General features: G+C 41.4%; 16 protein-coding genes and 3 pseudogenes. 9 read left to right on the forward strand and 10 right to left on the reverse strand.

Annotation, left to right across the window (positions count from 1 at the left end):
- Nucleotides 1-93 precede the first annotated feature (93 nt).
- From QZL88_RS21030 to QZL88_RS21070, 9 genes and pseudogenes are all read right to left on the reverse strand, one after another.
- Nucleotides 94-720: pseudogene (locus QZL88_RS21030) on the reverse strand (TraG family conjugative transposon ATPase); the annotation flags it as partial.
- A 94-nt stretch (nt 721-814) separates the two neighbouring features.
- On the reverse strand, nt 815-2,497 hold the full coding sequence (gene ltrA / locus QZL88_RS21035; RefSeq protein WP_296937713.1) for a group II intron reverse transcriptase/maturase: 1,683 nt from the start codon (nt 2,495-2,497) through the stop codon (nt 815-817).
- Nucleotides 2,498-3,100: 603 nt separating this feature from the next.
- Nucleotides 3,101-4,495, reverse strand: a pseudogene (locus tag QZL88_RS21040) (TraG family conjugative transposon ATPase); the annotation flags it as partial.
- Nucleotides 4,488-4,823, reverse strand: coding sequence for a DUF4133 domain-containing protein (locus QZL88_RS21045; RefSeq protein ID WP_296944965.1), 336 nt, complete (start codon nt 4,821-4,823; stop codon nt 4,488-4,490). The gene QZL88_RS21045 and the pseudogene QZL88_RS21040, both read right to left, overlap by 8 nt.
- A 23-nt stretch (nt 4,824-4,846) precedes the next feature.
- Nucleotides 4,847-5,149 (reverse strand): DUF4134 domain-containing protein, encoded by a 303-nt coding sequence (locus tag QZL88_RS21050; protein ID WP_006844193.1) that lies wholly within the window; start codon nt 5,147-5,149, stop codon nt 4,847-4,849.
- Between the two features lie 170 nt (nt 5,150-5,319).
- Complete coding sequence (locus tag QZL88_RS21055) at nt 5,320-6,063, reverse strand: hypothetical protein (RefSeq protein WP_296944967.1); 744 nt, start codon at nt 6,061-6,063, stop codon at nt 5,320-5,322.
- A gap of 15 nt (nt 6,064-6,078) precedes the next feature.
- Nucleotides 6,079-6,393, reverse strand: coding sequence for a DUF3408 domain-containing protein (locus tag QZL88_RS21060; protein WP_296944969.1), 315 nt, complete (start codon nt 6,391-6,393; stop codon nt 6,079-6,081).
- Nucleotides 6,394-6,430: 37 nt separating this feature from the next.
- Nucleotides 6,431-6,889 (reverse strand): DUF3408 domain-containing protein, encoded by a 459-nt coding sequence (locus QZL88_RS21065; RefSeq protein ID WP_296944971.1) that lies wholly within the window; start codon nt 6,887-6,889, stop codon nt 6,431-6,433.
- 6 nt (nt 6,890-6,895) lie between these two features.
- Complete coding sequence (locus tag QZL88_RS21070) at nt 6,896-7,651, reverse strand: ParA family protein (protein WP_296944974.1); 756 nt, start codon at nt 7,649-7,651, stop codon at nt 6,896-6,898.
- 794 nt (nt 7,652-8,445) lie between these two features.
- On the opposite strand from QZL88_RS21070, the gene mobA reads away from it, so the two are divergent.
- The 5 genes and pseudogenes from mobA (at nt 8,446) to mobC (ending at nt 14,668) form a co-directional block, all read left to right on the forward strand.
- Nucleotides 8,446-8,877, forward strand: coding sequence for a conjugal transfer protein MobA (gene mobA, locus QZL88_RS21075; protein WP_296941389.1), 432 nt, complete (start codon nt 8,446-8,448; stop codon nt 8,875-8,877).
- A 2-nt stretch (nt 8,878-8,879) separates the two neighbouring features.
- Nucleotides 8,880-9,227, forward strand: a pseudogene (locus QZL88_RS21080) (relaxase/mobilization nuclease domain-containing protein); the annotation flags it as partial.
- Nucleotides 9,228-9,792: 565 nt separating this feature from the next.
- On the forward strand, nt 9,793-11,598 hold the full coding sequence (locus QZL88_RS21085) for a reverse transcriptase/maturase family protein (protein ID WP_296941388.1): 1,806 nt from the start codon (nt 9,793-9,795) through the stop codon (nt 11,596-11,598).
- Nucleotides 11,599-11,889: 291 nt separating this feature from the next.
- Nucleotides 11,890-12,624, forward strand: coding sequence for a hypothetical protein (locus QZL88_RS21090; RefSeq protein ID WP_296944976.1), 735 nt, complete (start codon nt 11,890-11,892; stop codon nt 12,622-12,624).
- Between the two features lie 34 nt (nt 12,625-12,658).
- Entirely contained in the window at nt 12,659-14,668 is a 2,010-nt protein-coding gene (gene mobC / locus QZL88_RS21095) for a conjugal transfer protein MobC (protein ID WP_291028664.1), read from the forward strand.
- Nucleotides 14,669-14,741: 73 nt separating this feature from the next.
- Here the strand turns inward: mobC and QZL88_RS21100 are convergent, their stop codons facing one another.
- Nucleotides 14,742-14,915, reverse strand: coding sequence for a histone H1 (locus QZL88_RS21100; RefSeq protein ID WP_006801225.1), 174 nt, complete (start codon nt 14,913-14,915; stop codon nt 14,742-14,744).
- 297 nt (nt 14,916-15,212) lie between these two features.
- On the opposite strand from QZL88_RS21100, the gene QZL88_RS21105 reads away from it, so the two are divergent.
- From QZL88_RS21105 to QZL88_RS21120, 4 genes are all read left to right on the forward strand, one after another.
- The gene (locus tag QZL88_RS21105) at nt 15,213-16,772 is read left to right on the forward strand and encodes a DUF3945 domain-containing protein (protein WP_006801224.1); all 1,560 of its coding nucleotides are present in this window, start codon (nt 15,213-15,215) and stop codon (nt 16,770-16,772) included.
- A gap of 35 nt (nt 16,773-16,807) precedes the next feature.
- Nucleotides 16,808-18,916, forward strand: coding sequence for a type IA DNA topoisomerase (locus tag QZL88_RS21110; protein WP_291028663.1), 2,109 nt, complete (start codon nt 16,808-16,810; stop codon nt 18,914-18,916).
- A gap of 144 nt (nt 18,917-19,060) precedes the next feature.
- On the forward strand, nt 19,061-19,504 hold the full coding sequence (locus tag QZL88_RS21115) for a DUF1896 family protein (protein ID WP_006801222.1): 444 nt from the start codon (nt 19,061-19,063) through the stop codon (nt 19,502-19,504).
- The gene (locus tag QZL88_RS21120; RefSeq protein WP_296944986.1) at nt 19,494-25,307 is read left to right on the forward strand and encodes an N-6 DNA methylase; all 5,814 of its coding nucleotides are present in this window, start codon (nt 19,494-19,496) and stop codon (nt 25,305-25,307) included. The genes QZL88_RS21115 and QZL88_RS21120 overlap by 11 nt, the downstream gene beginning before the upstream one ends.
- Nucleotides 25,308-25,318: the final 11 nt, after the last annotated feature.

A 25,318-nucleotide genomic window follows, 5' to 3' on the forward strand; every position in this document is an offset into this window, starting at 1 on the left:
TAGGCTACTGTTGACGAAACAACAGGTTCAATCAGATTATTACTCGCTAGTAATAGCTGTTGAACAATCACTCACAAGACTTACATGTCACAGCCATGCTTCTTCAATCAATATCATCTTTCTGATTCCCTGTAAGCGACGCATTTTATTGATGAAAACTTCCATAATGATAATCGTTACGATAGGAAACAATATTTTGTGATCCTTAATCGCATCTATTTCAAAGACAATGAATCGTTTAGATAGTAAATCGAGTTGTTTTTCAGAGTTCAACAGGAAATCATATTCACCACCCTTATAATAGGGTTCAAGCACATTGAGGAAGTTGGCTAAGTCAAAATCTTTCTCCCGTACCCGTTTGGCATCGAGGATAGCAGCATAGTCCAATTTGACAAACTCGTAGAAGGTATTGAACGACGGCAGAACAGATTCGTCTATTTTGATACGTTCTATATACAAGCTCACGGCATTGGAAAGAGCTACCTCTTCCGAACGTGTGGGAGGTTCATTATCCCGCTTCCATAAAGTCATTATCAGGGTTTTGATGCTTTCTCTTTTCTCGATATCAAAGACCCCATCGTCGGTATAAAATGGATTAAATGAGATGGGATTTTTTTCCGTATATGTAAAATACACTCCATCTTCTCCATTGGTACGACGGTTGATGAAATTGCAAAGTCCCTGATAGGAGTTCCCCGTATCCACAAGCACGATGTGCGTGTCGAGTAGGTCGGGGGCATTACTGCCCCTTTCCCCTCTAAGAACCGTACGTGAGAGTTTCCCCTCATACGGCTCAAGCAATTCAAAATTTCTATTATGAAACCGGCTCATTTCTTCTATTTTTAAGTAATACACTTCTGCGACAACTATCATGTACTAGAGTTCTTTTGATATGGTTTTCTATGGTTTGTTCCATGATACTCCATTCTTTCTCTCTGTTTATTAAATTCTCGCAAATTGGACAAATACGGTTTTGTTTTTCCCAGATATATAGGAGTGACCTTCTGCCTTTAAGGGTGTTGAGCATCTGATAAGTTTCTCTTTTATCAAAATATTCAGCCCACTCTGAGTCATATGGATTAGCCTCTGATCTAATCTTCACATAGGATTCTGTTTTTGTATTGGTTAGTCGCTTTAACGAGAAGTACTCACCATTCTTTTTACGACTATCACTTACTGAAAAAGTCCAGCTTCTACCATTTACCCTATGATAGTATTTATTGGCAACCCAATATTTTCCTTTAGCATTATGTCGTCTTTTCGACCACCTCCATAGTTTTCTGAAAATTTCAAAATCTGCTCTACCGAATATTTCTGATGCTATACTATATTTATAATAGTTAGCCCAACCTATAAGCATCGGGTTTAAAAGTCTTATAATTGTCTCTTGTTTCGCCATTTTATTTGTTTCAATAATATGTCGAACCTTATCCAAAAAGACTTTTACCTTTTCTTTTGATGGTCTCACAAGCATTGTTCCGTTATACTTTCTGAAGTTGAATCCAAGAAAATCAAAACCATCATCAATATGAGTAATCTTCGTTTTCTCTTCAGATAGGGTAAGTCCCCTTACTGCGAGAAACTCTTTTAATAATGGCATGATTTCAGATTCCAATACACTTCTGTCTTCGCTTGTTATGATGAAGTCATCAGCATATCGAACAAGATTGACCTTTGGGTGATATTTTTTATTCCTTTCACCTTTGATTCTTCTTGCTTTATACTTCTGTGCAAGTAGTTCTTGTAGACCATCTAAGGTCATATTAGCAAGTGTTGGAGATATGATACCACCTTGTGGCGTACCCTCGTCTGTCGGGAACAACATTTTATTAAAGACAAATCCTGCTTTTAACCATTTCTTTAGCATAACCTTATCCATTGGGATATTTTCCAGAAGCCATTCATGGCTGATATGGTCAAAACAACCTTTTATATCTCCTTCCAATATCCACTTAGGACAATAATCTTTTGCCAAATCAATAAAACATTGTTTCATAGCATCCTGCGTGCTTCTTCCTTTGCGGAAACCATACGAATGGTTATCAGCAGTTGTTTCAGCCACAGGGTCTAATGCCATGAGATATAATGCTTGCATTGCTCTGTCTTTCATTGTTGGAATTCCTAACGGGCGTAGTTTTCCATTACTCTTTTTAATATGTACTCTTCTTAATGGTTGCGGAGAATATCCCCGTCTTTTCAATTCAGTAATCGCATTTGCCTTGGCTATTGGGGTATTCAAAATTTTACCATCTACCCCAGCCGTAGCTTTTCCTTTATTAGAAGACACTCTTTTTACAGCCAATGCTTTAGCATAAAAAGAGTGAGTAAGCACCCACTGTAAGGCTTTCACCTTATTGTGTTTACTTTCCTTTTGAGCCTTTACAATACGTGCTTGTAGCTTCTTAACCTCACGTTCACACTTATTCCATTCAATGGATTCCCATGCGATTGATTTTGTTCGGTCAGTTGATGCACACGATGTTTTACTTTCGTTCATTTGCTTTTCTACTTTAAAAAGTTCTAAAAGTTTCTTGTAAAGAATTACCTTATGTAGAAGTCTGCCCACTTTCGTGTGAGGTAACGTTTAAACCTCTATCCACTTCATTACAAAGTGGCATTCGCTTTTTCTACTATCCCATATCCGCACCTCTATCAGCTTGCCTTACGGCTCACTTTCCTAAGTAAATAGGAGAAGTACGGGTTTTCCGAGTTCTGCATAAGTAACACGAACGGGTTAGGCTCTGTCTATCCACCGGCAGCTCTCATATTCGTGTAATCCCACAAGGGAGAGGATTATCCTGGCTGCGTACCTTTTGGTTCAAGCTTATCAGCATTCTTTAGCTTGTTCTTTTCGTAACGATGTTTATTGACAGTTCACATTTGTTAGCCATACCATTCAGCCTCGCCCCCAGAGCATATAATGCTTACGCTCGTTGTCTTTCCCTCACGGTTCCGACTCCTCCTTTCGGAAGGGTTACTTTCTCAGGATAGCTTCGTACAAAACAATTACTCATAATGCACGTATCCTTAGGCTACTATTGACGAAACAATAGGTTTAATCTTGTTGTTAAACAATTACTTATGCAACTTCTCGTCGCACACCTTGTTCCCAATATTGACGACACATATGATTGGTAAAAAAGGATTTACCACTACCCGAAGGTCCCAAGATAAACTTGTTGCGGTTCGTGATAATTCCTTGCTTCATGGGTAGGTCGGAAATATCCACATGGATGGGTTTTCCGCTTACCCGATCTGCCATCTTGATACCAAAAGGCGAGGGAGAACTTTTGTAGTTCGTTTCCTCTGTGAAGAAGCACAAGGCAGGTTCTATAAACGTGTAGAAACTTTCTTCGCTGGGAAAGTCACCCGCATTGCCCGGCATCGCAGCCCAATAGAGTGTAGCGACATCCACCGTGTTGTGGCGGGGTTTGCACTCCATAAGTGCCAATTGTGAACCCACATCGTTACGGATATTTTTGAGTTCTTCCGCATCATCAGACCATGCCATCACATTAAAGTGTGCCCTGACAGAAGTAAGTCCGAAACTATGGGCTTCATTCAGGTACTTGTCGATCCACTCTTTATTGATCTGGTTTCCACGACTGTACTTCGATAACGACTGCATATTACGGGCAGATTTTTCAAACTGCCGCAGGTTCTCTGCCGAATCGTCCAAAAAAATGTATTGGTTATATACATGGTCACAAGACAGCAATAATCCCACAGGCGAGGCAAAGGACAAACGGCAATCACTACGGTCTGTAGATAGCTTTTCATATCGCATATCTGTACCGACCGTTCCGGGCAAGTCTTCTACATCGGAGATCGTATGCAGACATACCGTTTTATCTCCGATCCGCAACCCATCTGCTCCTAACTCCAGATCTTGTAAACAGGTTGTATCTTCGAGTGACAGGGCAAAATATTTTTCGATCAGCCCTGCTTCTTTTTCTGTTCCCGTTATTTCATCTGAAGCAATACGTGTCAGGGTAATAAATCCCGAATCGTTTAAGATACGCTCGAACTGTCCGACTGCCTCCAAGAAGCGTACTGCCATCTCTTTATTGACTTCTTTCGGGATGATATACCCTCGACAAAGCGATGAGAAGTTGCTTTGCATCCGCATCCGATCCTTTGTCGTTTTGGTCAAAAATAAAAAGCAAGAATGATTAAGGAACGGACGTTCGTTGAAGTGGCGTTCAAATGAACGGGACAGAAAACTCATGTTCTCCTTGTCGGTAGCAGGTTTGTAATTCTCTTTGACAAACCAATCCTGTTTGTGGATAACCGAGTATTCGGGCAACACCTTGATGGCTTTCGTCCAAGCCGAGTGTATGGCTTCGTATTCGCTACCCGTAACAGTGAACAGTTCCGGTAAATCAACACGGAAGGCTACCGTTATATCCGCATCTTTTGAAATAATACAGTCATGTTCGACAGAAAGCAAGGGAAACTTACTTTCGATGGTAGCTGCTTTTAATGTATTACGCATCCCAGACCTCCTTCTTTTTTGGGTATTGGAACAAGCGACGGGAATTTTTACGATTAATTAGAAAACGGGGATGTTGCCGTTTGGCGAGCAACTTCATAAGCCCGTGTTCTCCATATTTCGCATTCAGGTTGAAAGTCAGCCATACCAATGCGGAAGCAGCGATAACGCCGAAACCGATACATATCCACTGATCTACCCCTGCCATATACATCACTACAAATACGATGAATACAGCCAGTAGACCACCTGCGAAGATGAAAAGATATTGTGCTTTCAAACCCTTAAATTCCACACTCTTGCCAATGCCCTTGTTAATATTATACTCCATTTGCTTATGTATTTGAAGCTTGATTACAGGAAGAAGGAGCGTAGAATGGTAGCAGCCACGATAAGGAAGATACACGCACCGAACCACGAAGCGGCTGTTTTGCTCGTATCGGGATCACCCGAAGAGAATTTATTATAGACTTTTATACCTCCGATGAGTCCCACAACTGCACCGATAGCGTAGATGAGCTTTGTCCCCGGATCGAAATACGAGGTTACCATATTGGTAGCTTCGGTGATACCTCCGATGCCGTTACCTTGTGCGAATACTGATGATACAGCAACCATGATAAAGGCTGCTGACAGAAGAAATTTTTTCTTTGTCATACGATTTTTGATTTAAATAGTACAGGGGGTGGAATAGTCCCCTGTACTGAATGAATAATGTTGTTTAACTTTGATTTTTTAGTGGTGCGGTCATAGACCGTTTTGTTTGGCTGACGCACGCTAACCGTAATCTCTTTGCTTCATGCTCTTTGTTTTAATCGTTATCTACTTTACGCAAATTTGCGTACTTCAAATTCTTTAGGTGCTCTGACTGCCGGTTCCTCCAATTCTCCAGCTTCTTGTTGTTTGCGATGGAAGGCAGCAAAATAGTCATCCATCAATGAGGATACGACCACTTTCTTTTTAGGTTCTCCCGAAACGACCTGTTCAAACATATCGGTCTTGCGTATCTCGACCAATACCCGTCCGGCTTCTTCTTTTTCTTCGGATGTTGCATTGTCGGGAGTCTCTACTGTTCGTACCATACTCGCCAAATTATTGAAGTCAAGTCCCAACGCCATTGAAACCCCGGCTCTCCCTTCAGTATCTTCCTCTTCACTTTCTGTTTCGTCTATTTCTTCAGAATCATTGTCTGGCTCAAATTCGGGGGGAGTGTTCTCAATCTCTAAATTGATTTCATTTGAATCTTTGTCTGATAAATTATCGTTGGAAAAGACTTCATCGAGTTTATCCAAAGGGATTGCCACCGAGGTCTTTTTTTCTTCTTTCTCGACAAATATAGAAGCATTTTCTTTCTCTTTTTTACTATTAATCAGAGTGGTAGCTTCTGTCCGGGATTGTCTAATGTCAAATTTGCTTTTGCCGATAATATCCTCTTTAGGTGCTGCACGAAACGGATTGAAAGCGGGCTTTTTCGCCGCATTCTTTTTTCGTTTCTGCATCGGCTCTCGAATTAGATAAAGAATGACAAACAATACGTACAGGACGATAGCTGAAATAATATATTGTTTCATGGTTCTGTTACTGAGTTATAGAAATTGGTCGAGTTGTTTACGATAGATATCGTCAAGCAATTCTTTATGGGTTTTTAAATGCTCTGTAATTATATTGTCAATGTAGCCCCCCACACTAATTTTATTTCCGGTTAATGCTAATACATGAACAATCCGACTAATAGAGGCATGTACTTCTTGACTAAGATACACGCATTGACGAGCTCTAAATTCTTGATGCTTCAAAAAGGTATCTTGATATTCCATCTGCTGATCTTGCTTACCATTCGGTATTTCATTCTCTTTAGGTTGTCCCGATTTTGCTTTTTTGAAAAAACTATTTCTTTTCATAACTAATTTTCTTTTACTGATTAATACTATTTTTTGATTAAAATACTTTTTCGATATTATTATCATACAGTTCGGTTATATCTTCCTGATAAGTAGTGAAATGATGTTCCAATACATTGTAGATATAACTGAATAAGGAAACATCATTCTTGGCTATGACGTGCAGTATCTTAATGATTCTTTCGTGATGCTCTTTACAGATATAAACTGTTTTTCCGCTTCGTGCAGCTATTGCCGACTCATGTATAAAAAGGCTTTGATAATCCGCCTCTGCCTGTGCTTTTGATTTTCGTTTACGAGGTTCTTCGCGTGGCGGCTCCTTGATGTTTTCCGCTGTAGGTGTTGCTATTTGTTTTACAATCTGTTCTGCTTCGAGAACAACTTCCTCTACCGGAACAGGTTCGGGAGAATAAGCCTGTAACTTGCGTTCTCTTCTGCCTGTACGTGCGATGATGTCCTGAGCATTCAACTTCGTATCGGTTTTCTTTTCTTCCATAGCGGCTTACTTTAGAATTTCAAGCAATTCGTCTGAAAGAGTATCTATATTACTGCCTTTTACAAGAGACTTATCTACAGGGAATAGAGTAGATCGGAACAAAGCTTTGTGACTTTCAGATTGTTCACGTCGGAATCGCAGACTATTTGGGATAAATGTATTAAGGGTTGTAAATTGCAACTCGTTAATGACTGCCTCATACACTTCATAGAGTTCAGATTTCTCCCGTCCGTCTACCAGATTCCAAAGCAGGTAAATTTCCTTAATATCGGATTTACCACTACCCATAATATCATCCCGTACAGTTACCATGTAATCAAGCGTACTCTCCATAACCACACGGTCAGCAGCGATGGGGGCTATAATATAATCCATTCGTGCAAGCGTATGGATTAAATCTACATTGTTGAGTGTTCCCGGCAGATCAAAGAATATAAAATCAAAATCACCCTGCGGAATCAGATGCTCGGCATCAGCGATAGCTTCTTTCGTGTTACTCTCAATAATAGGATAGGCTTTCTTGTTTTCTAAACGGGTAAATTGTTCGTACAGCATTCCCTTGTAATATTCGTCATTTTCGCACATCTTAAAATCCCGCTCTCGCATATCTGCAATGGAATACTGAGGGTAATCGCAATCAATCACTGCGATATTCTTTCCTTTTACATAGTGCAAATAGGATGCAGCCAATACAGTAAGAGTTGTTTTTCCGGCTCCTCCCTTTTGGGTTGAGAATGCCACATAAATAGGTTTCTTTTTCATTTCAATTAATTTTTAAATGGTACAATTGTTTTATCGTATAGCCGTACCCAAGGGGATACATATATTTTTAAGTCTCAATCGTTGTACGGTGGTACGTTTGTTTTCTGCAACCAACTATTGTATAGCGGTACATACAACCAACCGTATGTTGTGTCATTTCTGTGTTGGTACGTTGTAACGTCCCTACGTTCTTAGGTTGGTTAGTTCGTAAATTGGTTGGTTTGATCTTCCTTATCCTACAAACAACTTATGTATCAGAAAATCTACCACCCAACTATTCTACTGTTTTACGTTTTTACGTCCGAATAGCCATATGTAATTTTCTCTTTTGGTACGACTGATTGTAGGTCTTTATATCCTGCCGTACAATCAATTCTCCGACAAATAAAATCTATATTTTTCAGACTTACACTATGTTTTCAAGAGGTGGTAGCTTCTGTCCGCATCTGTCTATACCTATTGATTTTCAGTTGATTGTTTTACATCATAACTTTGCTACATGAAATGTTACGGGGTATTCATGCCTATTAAAAAAAGAGTTCCGGCACTCATAAATTGCCTGACAGAGATCAGGCTTATATCCCAAAAAGTTCGGGATAGGGAGATGCCCTTTACGGGCAAAAAGTATTTGCATTTGGGCAAATAGCAAGGTATGTTGAGTGCATCGCAAAATGAATTTTGCAGCACACAACCCTTGCTCTTCCAGAGGGGTATTTTCCTCTCCGAAGTCGGGAAAAATAAAGACGGCATGGACCGTCCATAGCGTTCATAAACCACTCAAAAAAATCAATGTTATGAACGAAGAAAAAAGGAATCCCCAAAATCGGGGAAAAGGAGGTAGACCCCCGAAGAACGACCCGGCAAAGCATCGGCTGACAGTGAACCTGACAGATGAACAACACGCCGGATTCCTTGCCCTGTACGAGCAGTCAGGCGTACAATCCTTGTCCGGGTTTATCGCTGCCCGCATCTTTGGGGATGAATTTCGTGTAGTGAAAACCGATGCCTCGGCAGTAGAATTTATTGCAAAGCTCACTGCTTTACACTCACAAATACGAAGTATTGGAGTCAATTACAATCAAGTTGTAAAGGAGTTACATTCCAATTTTGGAGAGAAAAAAGCCTTGGCATTACTCTATAAATTGGAAAATGCGACCATTGAACTGGCTGGAATCGGGCACGAAGTGTTACAGTTGTGCGAACAATTTAAGGCTAAACATCTTTAAAAATGGTTGCCAAATTTAGCCACGGAAGCAGTTTATATGGTGCACTTACCTACAATCAAAAGAAGGTAGACGAAGGTTTAGGTAAAGTTTTGGCTACTAATTTACTCATCGAACCTACCAATGGAGTCTTCAATGTATCCGATTGTATGCAAGATTTTGAACGATTTATGCCTTCACATATCCGGACATCGAAACCTGTTATCCACATTTCGTTGAACCCACATCCGGACGATAAACTGACCGATAATCAGCTTGCCGACATCGGGCGTGAGTATATGGAACGGTTCGGATATGGCGGACAACCCTACATGATTTTCAAACATGAGGACATTGGCAGGGAACATATACACGTGCGCCCATAAGGGTATATAATAAATGTATTGGTAGCGCGATACCAGACACGAGTTTACAAGTCTGTCATCAACCGGCTTATCTGGCGGGGAAACCCAAAGGGGAGTGTAGCATGCCGGCAAATCCATAAGTCAACTAATCGTCATGTTGCGACTGAATGGGAAGATGAAATGATAAGTATGAGGATAAAATCCGTATTGATTAAACGATAGCCTGAGCGGACAAATGCGGGTCTATGACGAAAGACGGTTACTGGCGTCATATTGTGATACTCCGTTATCATGTGGACATAGTGGAAGCGTAAACTAATCACAACGCAATTGCAGTAAGCAATAAAAGGTGGATGTCGTATCCGACAACTTATCGAGCTATAGTTATTATATGTCTAAATGGGGATTGCCTAACCCAAAATGCCAGTTGTAAGGCTATAAGGTTTCAGACCTTTGAATATTTGGCATGGCAACGGAGTCTCCGTAGTAGTCCGAGCAAGGGAAAGCCTTGTACATGGCAAAGGGAGACAGCTAATATTTTTTAATACAATTAACGGAAAATGTGTGAGACATTATGAGAGATCCAGAAAGAGTATTAAACAGTCTGGCGAAGCAAAGTAAAATCGCAATGTATAGATTTGAAAGGCTATATCGGATTCTGTTCAATAAGGAAATATATTATGTTGCCTACCAAAAGCTATATGCAAAGGAAGGTAACATGACTCCTGGTGTTGATGGCAAAACTATTGACGAGATGAGTATATCCCGTATTGAACAATTGATTGAATTGCTCAAAAGTGAGCAGTATCAGCCTGTATCATCAAAACGGATTTATATTCCGAAGAAAAACGGAACAAAACGCCCTTTGGGGATACCTTCTTTTGATGATAAACTGGTGCAGGAAGTCATTCGTATGATTTTGGAGGCAATCTATGAAGGCAGCTTTGAGAGTTGTTCTCATGGATTCAGACCAAACAGAGGATGCCATACAGCACTATCCCGTATCAAGGATACTTTCACTGGTTCCAAATGGTTTGTTGAAGGAGATATAAAAGGATTCTTTGATAATATCGATCATGATATTTTGATAAGAATACTTGAAGAAAGAATTTCTGACAACAGATTCATTCGGTTAATCAGAAAGTTTCTGAATGCGGGATACATCGAGGAATGGATATTTCACAGAACATACAGCGGAACACCACAGGGTGGAATTATCAGCCCAATATTGGCTAATATCTATCTTGATAAGTTCGACAAGTATATGAATGAATATATCCAAAACTTTAATGAAGGCAAAAAACGCAAACCCGATACAGTTTATTCAAAATATGCACTGAGAAAAATCAGAGCCGAGCGAAAACTTAAAACTGAAACAGATGAAAAGAAACGGGAGTTCTATCTGAATCGCATCAATGAATGCTGTAAAGCCCGTAATAACCACCCAAGTTTGGATGAAATGGATAGTAGTTACAGAAGATTGAAATATACCCGGTATGCAGATGACTTTTTGATTGGGATAATCGGAAGTAAGGCAGATTGTGTGAAAGTCAAGAAAGATATCAAAGATTTTCTTGAAGAAAAACTCAAACTTGAATTATCCGATGAGAAAACATTGATAACCAACACAAAGAAGAATGCAAAATTCCTCGGATATGAAATCGGAATCTACAAAACAGATCAAACAAAACGGATTGGTAAGGGTACCGCTCAAAGATATTACAGGTCAAAAGTCTTTTTAAAACTATCTATGGATACAATGAAAAAGAAACTCTTCGAATATGACGCTATTAAACTGACTTATCATAATGGGAAAGAGAGATGGCATCCCAAGGCAAGACCTTGTATGAAGAACAATGATGACTTAGAAATACTCTGCCAGTACAACGGTGAAATACGAGGCTTTTACAACTATTATTCATTGGCGAATAACAGCTATACTATTGATTCTTTTTATAATATCATGGAATACAGTATGTACAAAACCTATGCTTGCAAATATAAATCATCAGTTCGTAAGATTCTTCGAAAATACAGTAAAAACGGAGAATTTGGGATTGATTATATGAAAAAGAATGGGAAAGCAGTACGATGCGAATTTTATCATGACGGTTTTAAGCGGAAGCCTTTAAGTAGAATTAAGTTCAATGATGATCAACCGCTTATTAAAATCACAAGAACGAGCCTAATCGATAGGATAAAAGCTAATAAATGTGAGATATGCGGAACAGAATCGGTATTGTCGATGCATCATGTGAAAAAGCTCAAAGATCTACAAGGAAAAAAGATCTGGGAAAAACACATGATTGCCCGCAGGCGAAAAACCATTGCGGTGTGCCACGATTGTCATTGGAAGATTCATACAGGGAGGTTAGACTGATAATATTAGTGGAGAGCCGGATACGTCGAAAGGTGTAAGTCCGGTTCGGGGGCGAGTACTTGGAAACCTAGCATAGAAATATGTAAAGGCGCTGGGTACTTAGCCTACATTGTTTCGACCCGTGTACGCACGGATGGCTCAATAATCAGCGACAGCAAAAATTACGAACGCAGCAGAAAGATCACCGATTCTTTAGAACAAAAGTACGGTCTGCACTCAAAAGAAAAGAATCAGGGCGAGGCATGGCAACTTGCTCCAATAGACGTTAGCCAGGGGAACTTAAAAAAACAGGTGGCAAACATCATAAAACCGCTCTCTGAAATGTATTCTTTTCAGACTTTGGGAGAATATCGTGCTTTACTTTCCTTATATAATATAGGAGTAGAGGAAATAAAAGGAGAAAACAAAGGTAAAGCGTATCGGGGATTGGTCTATTCGGCATTGGACAGTGATGGCAATCGTGTCGGTACACCTTTAAAATCCTCTCTGTTTGGTAAGGAACACGGTTTGGATAGATTGGAAAAACGATTTGAGAAGTCAAAAGAAACAATCAAGGTAAACGGCATAGCCAAACAAACCCGTGCTACTGTTTCTGCGTCCTTTGCAAGTACCCGCACAGAGAGCGAGTTCCGAGCGGCTTTGCGGGAGAAAGGTATCGATCTTGTGTTACGACGCAACGATGAAGGACGCATCTATGGGGCTACATTTATTGACCATAACCAGCGAGTGGTTCTTAACGGTTCTCGTTTGGGTAAGGAGTTTTCGGCAAATGTTCTCAATGAACGCTTTGCAGATAATTCACCTCGTGAGGATATGCAAACGCCAAAACCATCCATTGCTACAAATCAAAGTGCCGAGCCTACTACCAACAAGCATCCACAACCGCAATCGGCTCACTCCGAGACGGGCGATGCTGTGGGGAGCTTATTCTCTGTCTTTACTCCCGAAGTCGAGGGGGCAGACAACAAACAGCCAAGCCTAAAGCGTAAGAAAAAGAAGAAACGCAGATACGGCAGGCAGCTATAAAATTTAGAATTCTAACAATTTAAAAATAACAATTATGCAAAATGAGGATGATTTAAGAGGACTTGCTAAAGTCATGGAGTTTATGAGGGCGATCAGTATTTTGTTCGTTCTGATGAATATTTATTGGTTCTGTTATCAGGCAATACACGAGTGGGGAATTAATATCGGGGTAGTAGATAAAATTCTAATGAATTTTAACCGTACCGCAGGTTTGTTCAATTCTATATTGTGGACGAAAATCTTTGCCGTGGTATTCCTTGCCCTGTCCTGTTTGGGGACAAAGGGAGTGAAGGAGGAAAAGATTACATGGAATCATATCTATGTATGTCTTATTTTTGGTTTTGTATTTTTCTTTCTGAACTGGTGGCTTCTTTATCTGCCTCTTCCCAAAATAGCCAATGCAGGCTTTTATATTTTTACCATTGCAGTAGGATATATATTGCTTTTGATGGCGGGTACATGGATGAGTCGCTTACTCAAAAACAATCTGATGGACGATCCGTTCAATAACGAAAACGAATCGTTTATGCAGGAAACCAAGTTGATGGTAAATGATTATTCGATAAACCTGCCCACAAAGTTTTGGTACAAAAAAAAGCAGTGGAAAGGTTGGATAAACGTAGTAAACCCGTTTCGTGCGGCTATTGTGTTGGGTACTCCTGGTTCGGGTAAGTCATACGCCGTTGTAAATCAGTTCATCAAACAGCAGATTGAGAAAGGCTATACAGGCTATATTTACGATTTCAAGTTTCCAGACCTTTCGACTATTGCTTATAACCATCTGTTAAACAATAGAGAAGGTTATAAGAAAGTACCGACCTTTTATGTGATAAACTTTGATGATCCAAGTCGTAGCCACCGTTGCAATCCAATTAACCCGTCATTTATGGATGATATTTCAGATGCTTATGAGAGTGCATACACCATAATGTTAAATTTGAACCGGACGTGGGTGCAAAAACAAGGAGACTTCTTTGTAGAATCTCCGATTATCCTTTTTGCTGCCATTATATGGTATTTGCGAATCTACAAGGATGGTAAATACTGTACTTTTCCTCATGCCATAGAATTTTTGAACAAAAGTTATGAAGATATTTTTCCGATTCTGACTTCGTACCCAGACCTCGAAAACTACCTTTCTCCCTTTATGGATGCGTGGAAATCTGGAGCTGCTGACCAGCTTCAGGGGCAGATTGCGAGTGCTAAAATACCTCTTTCTCGTATGATTAGCCCGCAATTATATTGGGTGATGTCGGGCGATGAATTTACCTTAGATATCAACAATCCCGATGACCCGAAAATATTGGTAGTAGGTAACAATCCTGACAGACAAAACATCTATGGAGCGGCACTTGGATTGTATAATAGTCGTATTGTGAAACTCATAAATAAGAAGGGGCAACTCAAATCATCGGTTATCATTGATGAGTTACCGACAATTTATTTCAAAGGATTGGATAACTTGATAGCCACTGCCCGAAGTAACAAGGTTGCTGTCTTGTTAGGTTTTCAAGATTTTTCGCAGCTAAAGCGTGATTATGGAGACAAGGAGGCTGCCGTAGTAATGAACACAGTAGGTAATATATTTTCGGGGCAGGTGGTCGGAGATACAGCAAAAACCTTGTCTGACCGATTCGGAAAAGTATTACAGAAACGCCAGTCTATGACCATCAACCGCAACGATAAATCGACTTCCATTTCTACCCAAATGGATAGCTTGATACCAGCATCCAAAATATCCAATCTGACACAGGGTATGTTTGTGGGTGCGATAGCGGATAACTTCGACGAGCGGATAGAGCAAAAGATTTTTCACTGCGAAATTGTGGTAGATAACGAGCGGGTTTCAGCCGAAACAAAGGAATACAAGAAGATACCTGTTATCACCAACTTTGTAGATGAGAATGGTGTAGACCGAATGAAGGAAATGATAAAGGAAAACTATGATCGCATCAAAGCCGAAGCTAAACAGATTGTAGTTGAGGAATTGCAACGTATCAAGGACGATCCCGACCTTTGCCATCTCCTGCCGAAAGAAGAATAGGTTTTATCAAAAATAAGAAAGCCGGATAATTGAAAATATTATTCGGCTTTTTATATTCCTTAAATATAGAATCTTATTTTGCAGCTTCAATAGATGCTTTACGAAATTCTTTCAATGCTTTTTCTATTGCTAAAGATGTTTTTCTGGCACGAGTTCCTGCTGCTTTGTTTCCGCTTTCTACTTGTAACGATGCATCTTTTTGGAAGTCTGCAATTAGGGAGTTGATGTTTTCTACTAAATTTTTCATTGTTTTTTATTTTTTATTCGGGGCAAAGATAATAATTATCATAAATCATCTTCGTTCTCTTTCTCTAAATCTGCTACAACTTCTTTTAATGATATCCTAAAAATAACAATTACAAATATACAGTTCTTTCGCTATTTAGATAATGAAACAGGTCGATAAATAAGAACCTTTCTAAAACCATCCATAGACAAGCACAGACACAAGCATCCACCTCTTTAAAACCTTGCAATCAGTCCATTAGTAAGATGTATTTTCGCTTTGCATTAATGTTAATGCAGAATAAAAATATCATTTATTATGGATCAAAACAAAGTAAAATCCGAAGAGCCTAAAGTCTTATTGACCCAAGGCGAAGATGGCAAACTCAAAGTCATCACAGGGGAGCAGGACGGTAAACTCAAAACCGTTGAACCCACCAAAGAGAATGCCGACCAATTTTTGAAGGTCGATACCAACAGTAACTTTCTGGAAAATTTCTTCAAGAAGATGTCGGCACAGTTCAATCACCCGTCACATACGGGTGTGTATGCCGTCGGGGTGTCAGCCATAGATAAAATAGCGGCTTTTCTCGACAAACTTATCCGTATCGACCACACCGACAAAGCCCTCGATCCGTATCGCCTTAAATTTGATGGTAAGGTAAAGATACATATTGAGCTTACAGGTAAGTTTCAGCCTTTAGACCTCAACAAACTCAATTGGAAAGAGACTGAGAAGTTGGGACTTTCGGGTGACAAATTGCAGGATGCCCTCAAAGCGATGGTTTACGGACACAAGTCTCCGGGATTGGTCGATATCAAACCTACTATTGACGGCAATGAGTTCCCGATGCAAGCTCGTTTATCATTAGAACCACAGGCGGATGGAAGTATCAAGTTGGTAACCCATCCCAAGCAGGAACAACCCGATTTTGACAAACCATTCATGGGAATAGCTTTTTCCGAGCAGGACAAAGAGCAACTCCAAAAAACAGGGCACGGAGCACGAGTCTACGAACTTGAACCCGTAGCCGGAGGTGAGAAAATCCCCTCGCTTGTATCTCTCGACAAAATGACGAATCGACTCGAAGCTGTCCCTATCTCTGAAATCAATATCCCGCAGACCTTGAAGAATGCTCCTCTTTCTCCTGAACAGCAACAAGGATTGAGAGAGGGTAAAGCTGTATGGGTTGAGGGCATGGATAAAAAAGTGAAGCCCGGAGAAGAACCACAGAAGATAGATCGTTTTGTGCAGTTCAATGCAGTCAATAAAAACTTCGATTTTAAGTTCAGTGACGAACAACGGCAACAGCATAAGGAGCAGCGACAAGCCAAACAGGGACAAGCACAGGAAAAGCCATTACCCAAAGCCCGTAAAGTTGATGAGGTATGGATTTATTCTAAGCAAGGTGGCGTACAGCTTAGTAAAGAAGAGTTTACCAAGCTGTGTAATAAAGAACCAATCTTTGTTGAGGGTATGCAATCCCGTCCGAAGCAACAACAAACAGATGCTTCAGGTGCACAAAAGGTAGAAGCTACCGATCAGAAAGGACAGAAATATAATGCATGGGTATGGGTTGACGAAAACAGAGATAAAGTCCGCCATACCTCTAAGCATCCCGATCAAGTACGAGCAATCGAAGCGAAGCAAGCGGCTAAGGATTCTCAGAAAGTTACTCCTGCTGCTGAAAGCAGAACACAAGTGGCTGTAAATAACGAAGGTAAGACCAACGAAGCGACCAAACATTCCAAAGAGCCGCTAAAACAAGGACAGACACAACCCACCGTCAAACAAGTCGAAAAGAAGGAGCAAAAACAGCAACAGGAACAAAAACAATCTCCTGCCGCTCCCAAGAAAAGTAAAGGGCGAAAAATGTAGTTTTTATCATCAACCACTAAAAAATCAATGTTAAAATGAAAATAATAATAGCAGAAAAACCCTCTGTGGCAAAAAGTATAGCAGCCATAGTTGGAGCAAATAATAAAAAAGAGGGCTATATGGAAGGTAACGGATATGCCGTTACATGGGCTTTCGGGCATTTGGTCGGACTCGCCATGCCGGAACATTATGGTATCACAGGATTTCAGAAAGAGAACCTGCCGATACTCCCAAAAGAATTTAAACTATTGCCCCGACAAGTTAAAGAGGGTAAGGAGTACAAGAACGATCCCGGTGTGATGAAACAACTCAAAGTAATCAAGGAGCTATTCTCTAAGGCAGATGAGATCATAAATTGTGCCGATGCCGGACGCGAGGGCGAATTGATTTTCCGATATATCTATGATTATCTGTGTTGTACTGTCCCATTTCAGCGATTATGGATCAGTTCGCTAACAGACCGAGCCATCAAAGACGGCTTTAAAACACTTCGCCTCGGAGCAGAATACGACAATCTGTATGCTTCAGCGAAAGCCCGCAGTACTGCTGATTGGCTCGTAGGGATCAATAGTAGTCAGGCTCTTTCTATCTCGGCAGGGTATGGCGTTTGGTCACTTGGCAGGGTACAAACCCCAACACTGGCGATTATTTGTAGTCGTTATCTGGAAAATAAAGACTTCAAACCACAGACCTATTTTCGGCTGAAATTACAAACAGAAAAAGAAGCTACTACTTTTTCCGTTCATTCGGTAGATAAATTCGACACCCGAACTCGTACCGAAGAAGTTACGGCAAAGGTAAAAGCCGCAGGAGCTATACAGGTTACAGCCGTAGAACGTAAGGAGGTCAAGCAGGAACCACCTTTGCTGTACGACCTTACCACACTTCAAAAGGAAGCCAACAGCGAGCATGGTTTTTCGGCAGATAAGACGCTGACGATAGCACAAAATCTGTATGAAGCGAAGAAAATTTCCTATCCCCGAACGGGCAGCCGTTATATTTCCGAGGATGTGCTGGAGGAAATACCGCACCTGATCGCTACGCTGCGGGCACACTCTCTTTTCGGAAAATACATAGACGGCAGATTCGACACTACGCTCAATACCCGTTCGGTGGACGATAAGAAAGTGACCGACCACCATGCGCTGATTATTACAGAAGAATCAGCAAGTAATTTATCCAAAGACGAACAGCTTATCTACGATATGGTTGCCGGACGTATGCTCGAAGCCTTTGGCGAACGTTGCATCAAAGAGAACACCACCGTATCACTTGATGCCGATGGCGTACACTTTTCCTGCAAAGGAAGCGTTACACTCGTCCCCGGCTGGAGGGCGGTATTTGATGCTAAAGACGAGCCAAACGATGAAGAGGATTCCACCACTTTACCTGTTCTTCTGGAGGGAGATAATCTTTCTGTTCGTGATTGCGAGATTCAAGAAAAGCAGACCAAACCCCGTCCATTGCATACGGAGGCAAGTTTGCTTAGTTCGATGGAATCCGCAGGCAAAGAAGTAGAGGACGAACAGCAACGTGAAGCGATGAAGGAATGCGGTATCGGAACACCTGCCACCCGTGCATCCATTATCGAAACACTATTTTCCCGTGAGTACATCGTCAGAGAGAAAAAGTCTCTTGTTCCGACCAACAAAGGATTGGTAGTCTATCTGGCAGTAAAGGACAAAAAGATAGCCGATGTAGCGATGACAGGTCAATGGGAGGAAGCCCTCAATAAAATTGCTTTAGGCAAGATGGATGCGGCTACATTTCACAAGGGAATAGAAGTCTATGCCTCGCAGATAACTACGGAGCTGCTTTCTACCACCATTGAACGCACGGATAATCACAATACTTGTCCTTGCCCAAAATGTAAAAACGGACAGATGGTATTTTATCCCAAAGTGGTAAAATGTAAAGATGAAAGTTGTGGACTGATCGTATTCCGCTCCATTGCCAAAAAAGAATTGACGGACGGACAACTCAATGATCTTTTGATGAACGGAAAAACCGCACTAATAAAAGGTTTCGTAAGCTCTAAGACCGGAAGTACCTTTGATGCCATCGTAAAATTTGATGTGGACTACAAAACAGTCTTTGAATTTCCACCACGCAAAGGTGACGGCAAAAAGAAACGTTCTAAGTAAAATCACTATCTTTACCACTGAAAGGTCTTTGTTCTACGATTCGGAATAGTCGTTTAACATTGATTTTTTAGTGGTGGCATCCGGGGCAAGGCTCTGGATGCCTTTTTTTTCCATCCTATTTCTCACCACTAAAAAATCAATGATATGGCGACAAAAACTAAAACGACAGTTACAGAACTGTCTTATTTCCGACTATCCCTATTATCTTATCTACGTGATACACATCCCGACAAAGCAACTGACCACAACTTTATTGCTGTACGTGGTGATGCCGCAGCAGAGACGTATAGCCAAGCTATAAAAGCAGGTCATACCCATGACTATGCAGAAGAAGCCTCTTCAAAGGTCTTATACGAAGGCTTATATTTCTCCACCTACCGAACCCTTGTAACTATCCTTTGGGAAGAATTTTCCGAAGAAATACCTCCCTCACAAGCCGAAGGCATAGCAATGGAGCTATTACCCTGCCTTACGGGTACAATTCAGAAATACAGCTTGTCTGATGATTTCGCCGATACACCTGAGTACAATCAGTTTTACACGGAACTGACTGGTGAAATACAAATACTTCTCGAAAATGGCTTATAATAAAAAAGCCCATCTTCGGGATAACATCGAGGCAATACGCATTGCTTTTGCTCTCGATAAAGAGAAAAGGCAGGCTACCGATGATGAAAAAATAAAATTGGCAGCCTATTCCGGTTTTGGAGGGATAAAAGCCGTGTTGAATCCCGCCGCCAAACAGGAAGATATACAATATTGGAAAGCCTCGGAGCATGATTTGTTCCCACTTGTAACCGAATTACATCAAGTGTTACGGGAAGGAGCGAAAGATGATGCCGAATACAAACGCTCTGTAAGCTCCCTTAAAAATTCGGTGCTGACCGCTTTCTATACACCCAAGCCCGTTATTGATGCTTTGACACTCGCTCTGAATAACAGTGGCATCAAACCTCAACGTTTTCTTGAACCGAGTGCGGGAACCGGAGCGTTTATATCCTCGTTCAAAGAAACTGTTCCTGATGCAGAAGTAACAGGATTTGAAAAAGATCTGCTGACAGGCAAGATTCTCTCACACCTCCACCCAGAGGATAAAATACGGATTGAAGGTTACGAAAAAATGGAAGGACGATACTCGCAGCATTATGATGTAATCGCTTCGAACATTCCTTTCGGCGATGTTGCTGTATTTGATCCTTTACTATCCAAACATGAGATACCCGCAGTGAGCCAATCTACAAAGGCAATCCATAATTATTTTTTCACTAAAAGTGTGATGGCTGCCCGTGAGGGAGGATTGATAGCTTTTATCACTTCACAGGGAGTTCTTAATTCGGAGCAGAATAAACCGATTCGTGAACACCTGATGAATAGTTGCAATGTCGTTTCCGCCATCCGATTACCCAATAACTTGTTTACAGAGGAAGCAGGAACAGAAGTCGGAAGCGATCTGATTATCCTGCAACGTAAGAATGATAATATCCTGCCGACCCAAAGGCAGCAGGATTTTATCGAATCTCGCAAATTATCGAACGGTATATCTGTAAATAATCTGTTCAAAGACTTCGACAGGGTGATACAGACCGATGTAAAAGTAGGTACTGACCCTTACGGAAAACCTGCAATGGAATTTACTCATTCGGGAGGAGCGGAAGCCATTGCCGCCACATTGTATCGGATGCTGAATGAAGATTTTACTCAACATTTAGATGTACAGCATTATCAAAGCCATGCACAGAGTACAGTAGAACAATTGCAATTACAGGTAGCTCCCACTGCGGAAATAAGACAAACACCCAATTTAGATGAAACTCGTTTTCCCGATGATCTTAACCCATTTTGGCAAGAAGTGGAGGATTTTCTGACACAGCCGACAGTACAACAATCCGAAACAACAAAACAAATCCAAGAGCCAAAAAGCATACAGGAAATATCTGTTTCGGATATGGTGGAATTAAGTCCCAAATCGGCTTATGAACCTATTGAAGAAGATTTAGTCCTTTTTTATCCGTTTGGAGAAGCCAGAAATCGCAAAGCATGGGCAGAACTGTTCGAGCAGGGGAGAAAAGTAACTGTGGAGCCACGCATTGACCAACCAAAAGAAGAGCAGAAAGTTGTACCTGCAACAACAGAGAAAAAAGATACAATCATCAAGGATCAAGCCAGCGGATTGTTTGTAAATACGAATACGGGAGAAGTAATAGAGCAAAAGGACGTATCCGTACCCGACATTCAGCAACAGCCTATTGTTACTTTGTACGACTTATTTGGTTTTTCAGCCGAGGAACGTTCACAGATTAAACAGCCCAAGCGTTCCCGTCGCCGTATGCCTATATCACCGCCTAAAGCCAGCCAGCAAAAGGAAGTACAACCTAAAAGTCCGGCAGCAAGTACACCAACAGAAACGCCAGAACAACGTGCAGATCGGTTGGAAAATGAAAGAGCGGAACGACTGAAGCCCATTCCGATGCCCATACCTGAAAACGGATTGCCGAAACATTATCGTGACGGCTCGTTGGTAACTGATGCAGATAATCGCATCGGCTACCTACGGGATATGGACGGACATCGACCTATGTTTCATCCGTTGGAATTGCCACCAAATCAACAAAAACGGGCATCACTTTATATTGAGATACGCGACACTTACAACCATCTGTATAACAACGAAGCCGATATACTGAAAGAGAATCCCGCATTACGGCAGATGCTCAATCGCCTGTATGATGATTTTACACAAAAATTCGGAAACCTGAACGATGTAAAGAATCTCGACCTCATCAAGATGGATGCCGCAGGGCGGGAAATACTTTCGTTAGAACGCTACCGAGAGGGCAAAGCGATAAAGGCTGATATCTTTGAACGTCCCGTAGCTTTCAATCCCGATGAGATTTCCAAAGTAGATAATGCATACGAAGCTCTTGTATCCAGTCTCAATAAATACGGAGCAGTCAATTTGGACTACATGGTTTCTCTAACAAGCAATACGCAAGAGGGAATACTTGACGAGTTAAAAGGTAAGATTTACTTCAATCCTCTTGTTGGAGGCTATGAAGTAGCGGACAAGTTTATATCGGGCAATGTTATCTCAAAGGCAGATGAGGTGCAGAACTTTATTGACCGCAATCCTGAACATAAAGCAGCCAAAGAATCCCTGACCGTTTTACAGGAAGCCATACCTAAGCCGATAGCCTTCGACGATCTGGATTTCAACTTTGGTGAACGCTGGATACCTTCGGGCATCTATGCCGCTTTTGCTTCACACCTCTTTGATACGAATGTAAATATCCATTATGCACAGAGCCGAGATGAGTTCAGCATAAATGCCAATACTAAAAATGCAAAGATCAGTGATCAGTATGCCGTCAAGGGAGAAAGCCGCACCTTTGATGGTATTGCCCTGATGCGTCATGCCTTGCACGATACAACTCCCGATATTACAAAAACGGTCAGAGTAGATGGCAAGGAGACAAAGGTACGGGACGGAGAAGCGATTCAGCTTGCCAATACCAAAATAGATGAGATGCGTAACGGCTTTTCGGAATGGCTCAGAGAGCAGACTCCCGAATTTAAAGACAGGCTGGCCGACCTCTATAACCGCACATTCAATTGTTTTGTACGTCCCGAATATGACGGCTCGCATCAAACTTTTGCCGGACTCGACCTGAAAGGTTTAGGCATTCCCGACTTATACAAGAGCCAGAAAGATGCCATCTGGATGCTTAAATTGAATGGTGGTGGGATAATCGACCATGAAGTGGGAGGTGGCAAAACGCTGATTATGTGCTGCGGAGCAATGGAGATGAAACGGCTCGGATTAGTCAATAAACCGCTTATCACAGGACTGAAAGCCAATATTCACGAAATCGCTCAAACCTTTTGTACGGCATACCCTGATGCAAAAGTGCTCTATCCCGGCAAGGAGGATTTTACACCACAGAACCGCAATCGTATTTTCAACGAAATGAAAAATAACAATTGGGATGCAGTGATTCTAACACATGAACAGTTCGGTATGATACCACAGTCCCCGGAGATACAGCGAGGCATCTTACAGGCTGAACTCGATAGCGTGGAGGAAAACCTCGAAGTATTGCGTTCACAAGGTAAGGAAGTTTCAAGAGGGATGCTTAAAGGTTGCGAGAAACGGAAAGCCAACCTTGAAACAAAGTTGGAAGGAATAGCCCACCAAATCGAAAACCGCAAGGATAATATGTCAGATTTTCGGATGATCGGTATAGACCATTTGTTCGTAGATGAATCTCACAAATTTAAAAATCTGACTTTTACCACCCGTCATGATCGTGTAGCAGGCTTGGGAAATACCGAAGGTTCACAACGGGCACTCAATATGCTTTTTGCTTTGCGTACCATACAAGAACGTACAGGCAAAGATTTAGGTGCTACTTACTCATCGGGAACTACAATTTCCAATTCACTAACAGAATTGTATTTGTTATTCAAATATTTGCGTCCCAAAGAATTGGAAAGGCAGGGTATCAATACTTTTGATGCTTGGGCGGCTATCTTTGCCAAGAAAACCAAAGACTACGAGTTTTCGGTTACCAATCAGATTGTTCAGAAAGAACGTTTCCGCTATTTTATCAAAGTGCCGGAACTGGCTTCGTTTTATTCTGAGATTACTGACTACCGTACTGCACAGGATATTGGCATCGACCGTCCTCAAAAGAATGAAATTTTGCACAATATACCGCCTACACCCGATCAACAAGAGTTTATCGGTAAACTGATGGAATTTGCCAAAACAGGTGATGCCACTCTCTTAGGAAGGGAACCGCTATCGGAACGGGAAGAAAAAGCAAAGATGTTGATAGCAACCGACTATGCTCGCAAAATGTCGCTTGATATGCGGATGATAGATCCGGTTAAGTATGGCGACCATATAGATAACAAAGCCAGCCATTGTGCCGCTTCGATAGCAGACTACTACCAAAAATACAATGCCCAGAAGGGGACACAGTTCGTATTCTCCGATTTGGGAACCTACAAACCGGGACAATGGAGCCCATATACCGAGATTAAACGCAAGTTGGTAGAGGATTACGGCATCCCTGCATCCGAGGTACGTTTCATTCAGGAAGCCACCAGCGAGAGGGCACGAAAAGCTATGATAAAGGATATGAATGAAGGTAAAATCCGTGTACTATTTGGCTCTACCGAGATGTTGGGAACAGGCGTAAACGCTCAGAAGCGGGCGGTGGCTATTCATCATCTTGACGCACCGTGGCGTCCGTCAGATCTGGAGCAACGCGACGGACGGGCTATAAGAAAAGGGAATGAAATAGCGAAACTCTATGCTGATAATAAGGTAGATGTAAAAATATATGCCGTAGAAAAATCACTCGATGCGTACAAATTTGGTTTACTGCACAACAAGCAGTTATTTATCAAACAGCTTAAAAATAATAATTTGGGTACTCGAACCATTGACGAGGGTAGTATGGATGAGAAAAGCGGTATGAATTTTTCTGAATATGTAGCTATCCTGTCAGGTAACACCGAATTATTGGAAAAAGCAAGGATTGAGAAGAAGATTGCTGCTTTGGACAGTGAAAAGCAGGCTTTCACTCGTGGCAAATCAGTGAGCCGATACAAGTTGGAGAATATCATGCAGACGGTTGAATCCAATAAAGGATATATTGATCGCATCTCCAAAGATGTGGAAGCCTTTAATAGTAGGGTGCAGGTTGCTCCCGATGGCACACGGCTCAATCCTGTAAAATTGGATGGGTTTCAAGCTGCCGATCCGGTTGCTATCGGCAAGAAATTGAACGAGATATCGGATAAGGCACGTACACACGGGGCACACGAGAAAATCGGCTCGTTGTATGGTTTTGATCTATTGGTAAAATCCGAAACTACGAATAAAGATGGTTTTGACTTGATACAAAACCGATTTTTCATACGTGGCGAGGGGCAGATACTTTATAACTATAATTATGGAAGTTTGGCGGCAGATCCAAAAACCGCCTCGCTTAACTTTCTGAATGCACTTGACAGTATGCCTAAACTATTGGAGAAGTATCAAACGGACACCGATAAGCGGATGCAGGATGTACCCGTTCTCAGACAGGTCGTGGAAGGCATCTGGGCGAAAGAGAATGACCTCAAAGACTTGAAAACGGAACTCACTGCTTTGGAGCGTAGGATAGAGTTGTCACTGAAGCCTATCGAGCAAAGTGAGGGACAAGAAAATGTTTCTGAAAAGAATCAGGTTCAAGCTCAGAATAGTCCAGAATCGACAGTGAATCAAGGTGGCCCTATGCCGAATACTTTGCAGGGAGTGAAAGAAGTTATGGGAGACAGGTTCGTGATTGCATCGGTGGGTAGTTCTCCACCAAAGGAAGAGAGAAGAGGTATGAAACTCTAAATGAAGACGAC

This window comes from uncultured Dysgonomonas sp. (assembly GCF_900079725.1).
In the GTDB taxonomy this organism is placed as follows: Bacteria; Bacteroidota; Bacteroidia; order Bacteroidales; family Dysgonomonadaceae; genus Dysgonomonas.

Coding starts and splice junctions, on each gene's coding strand:
- QZL88_RS21050 (WP_006844193.1), bottom strand. CDS start 5,149: ATGACAAAGAAAAAATTTCTTCTGTCAGCAGCCTTTATCATGGTTGCT.
- mobA (WP_296941389.1), top strand. CDS start 8,446: ATGAACGAAGAAAAAAGGAATCCCCAAAATCGGGGAAAAGGAGGTAGA.
- QZL88_RS21055 (WP_296944967.1), bottom strand. CDS start 6,063: ATGAAACAATATATTATTTCAGCTATCGTCCTGTACGTATTGTTTGTC.
- ltrA (WP_296937713.1), bottom strand. CDS start 2,497: ATGAACGAAAGTAAAACATCGTGTGCATCAACTGACCGAACAAAATCA.
- QZL88_RS21105 (WP_006801224.1), top strand. CDS start 15,213: ATGGATCAAAACAAAGTAAAATCCGAAGAGCCTAAAGTCTTATTGACC.
- mobC (WP_291028664.1), top strand. CDS start 12,659: ATGCAAAATGAGGATGATTTAAGAGGACTTGCTAAAGTCATGGAGTTT.
- QZL88_RS21065 (WP_296944971.1), bottom strand. CDS start 6,889: ATGGAAGAAAAGAAAACCGATACGAAGTTGAATGCTCAGGACATCATC.
- QZL88_RS21060 (WP_296944969.1), bottom strand. CDS start 6,393: ATGAAAAGAAATAGTTTTTTCAAAAAAGCAAAATCGGGACAACCTAAA.
- QZL88_RS21070 (WP_296944974.1), bottom strand. CDS start 7,651: ATGAAAAAGAAACCTATTTATGTGGCATTCTCAACCCAAAAGGGAGGA.
- QZL88_RS21115 (WP_006801222.1), top strand. CDS start 19,061: ATGGCGACAAAAACTAAAACGACAGTTACAGAACTGTCTTATTTCCGA.
- QZL88_RS21100 (WP_006801225.1), bottom strand. CDS start 14,915: ATGAAAAATTTAGTAGAAAACATCAACTCCCTAATTGCAGACTTCCAA.
- QZL88_RS21120 (WP_296944986.1), top strand. CDS start 19,494: ATGGCTTATAATAAAAAAGCCCATCTTCGGGATAACATCGAGGCAATA.
- QZL88_RS21045 (WP_296944965.1), bottom strand. CDS start 4,823: ATGGAGTATAATATTAACAAGGGCATTGGCAAGAGTGTGGAATTTAAG.
- QZL88_RS21085 (WP_296941388.1), top strand. CDS start 9,793: ATGAGAGATCCAGAAAGAGTATTAAACAGTCTGGCGAAGCAAAGTAAA.
- QZL88_RS21110 (WP_291028663.1), top strand. CDS start 16,808: ATGAAAATAATAATAGCAGAAAAACCCTCTGTGGCAAAAAGTATAGCA.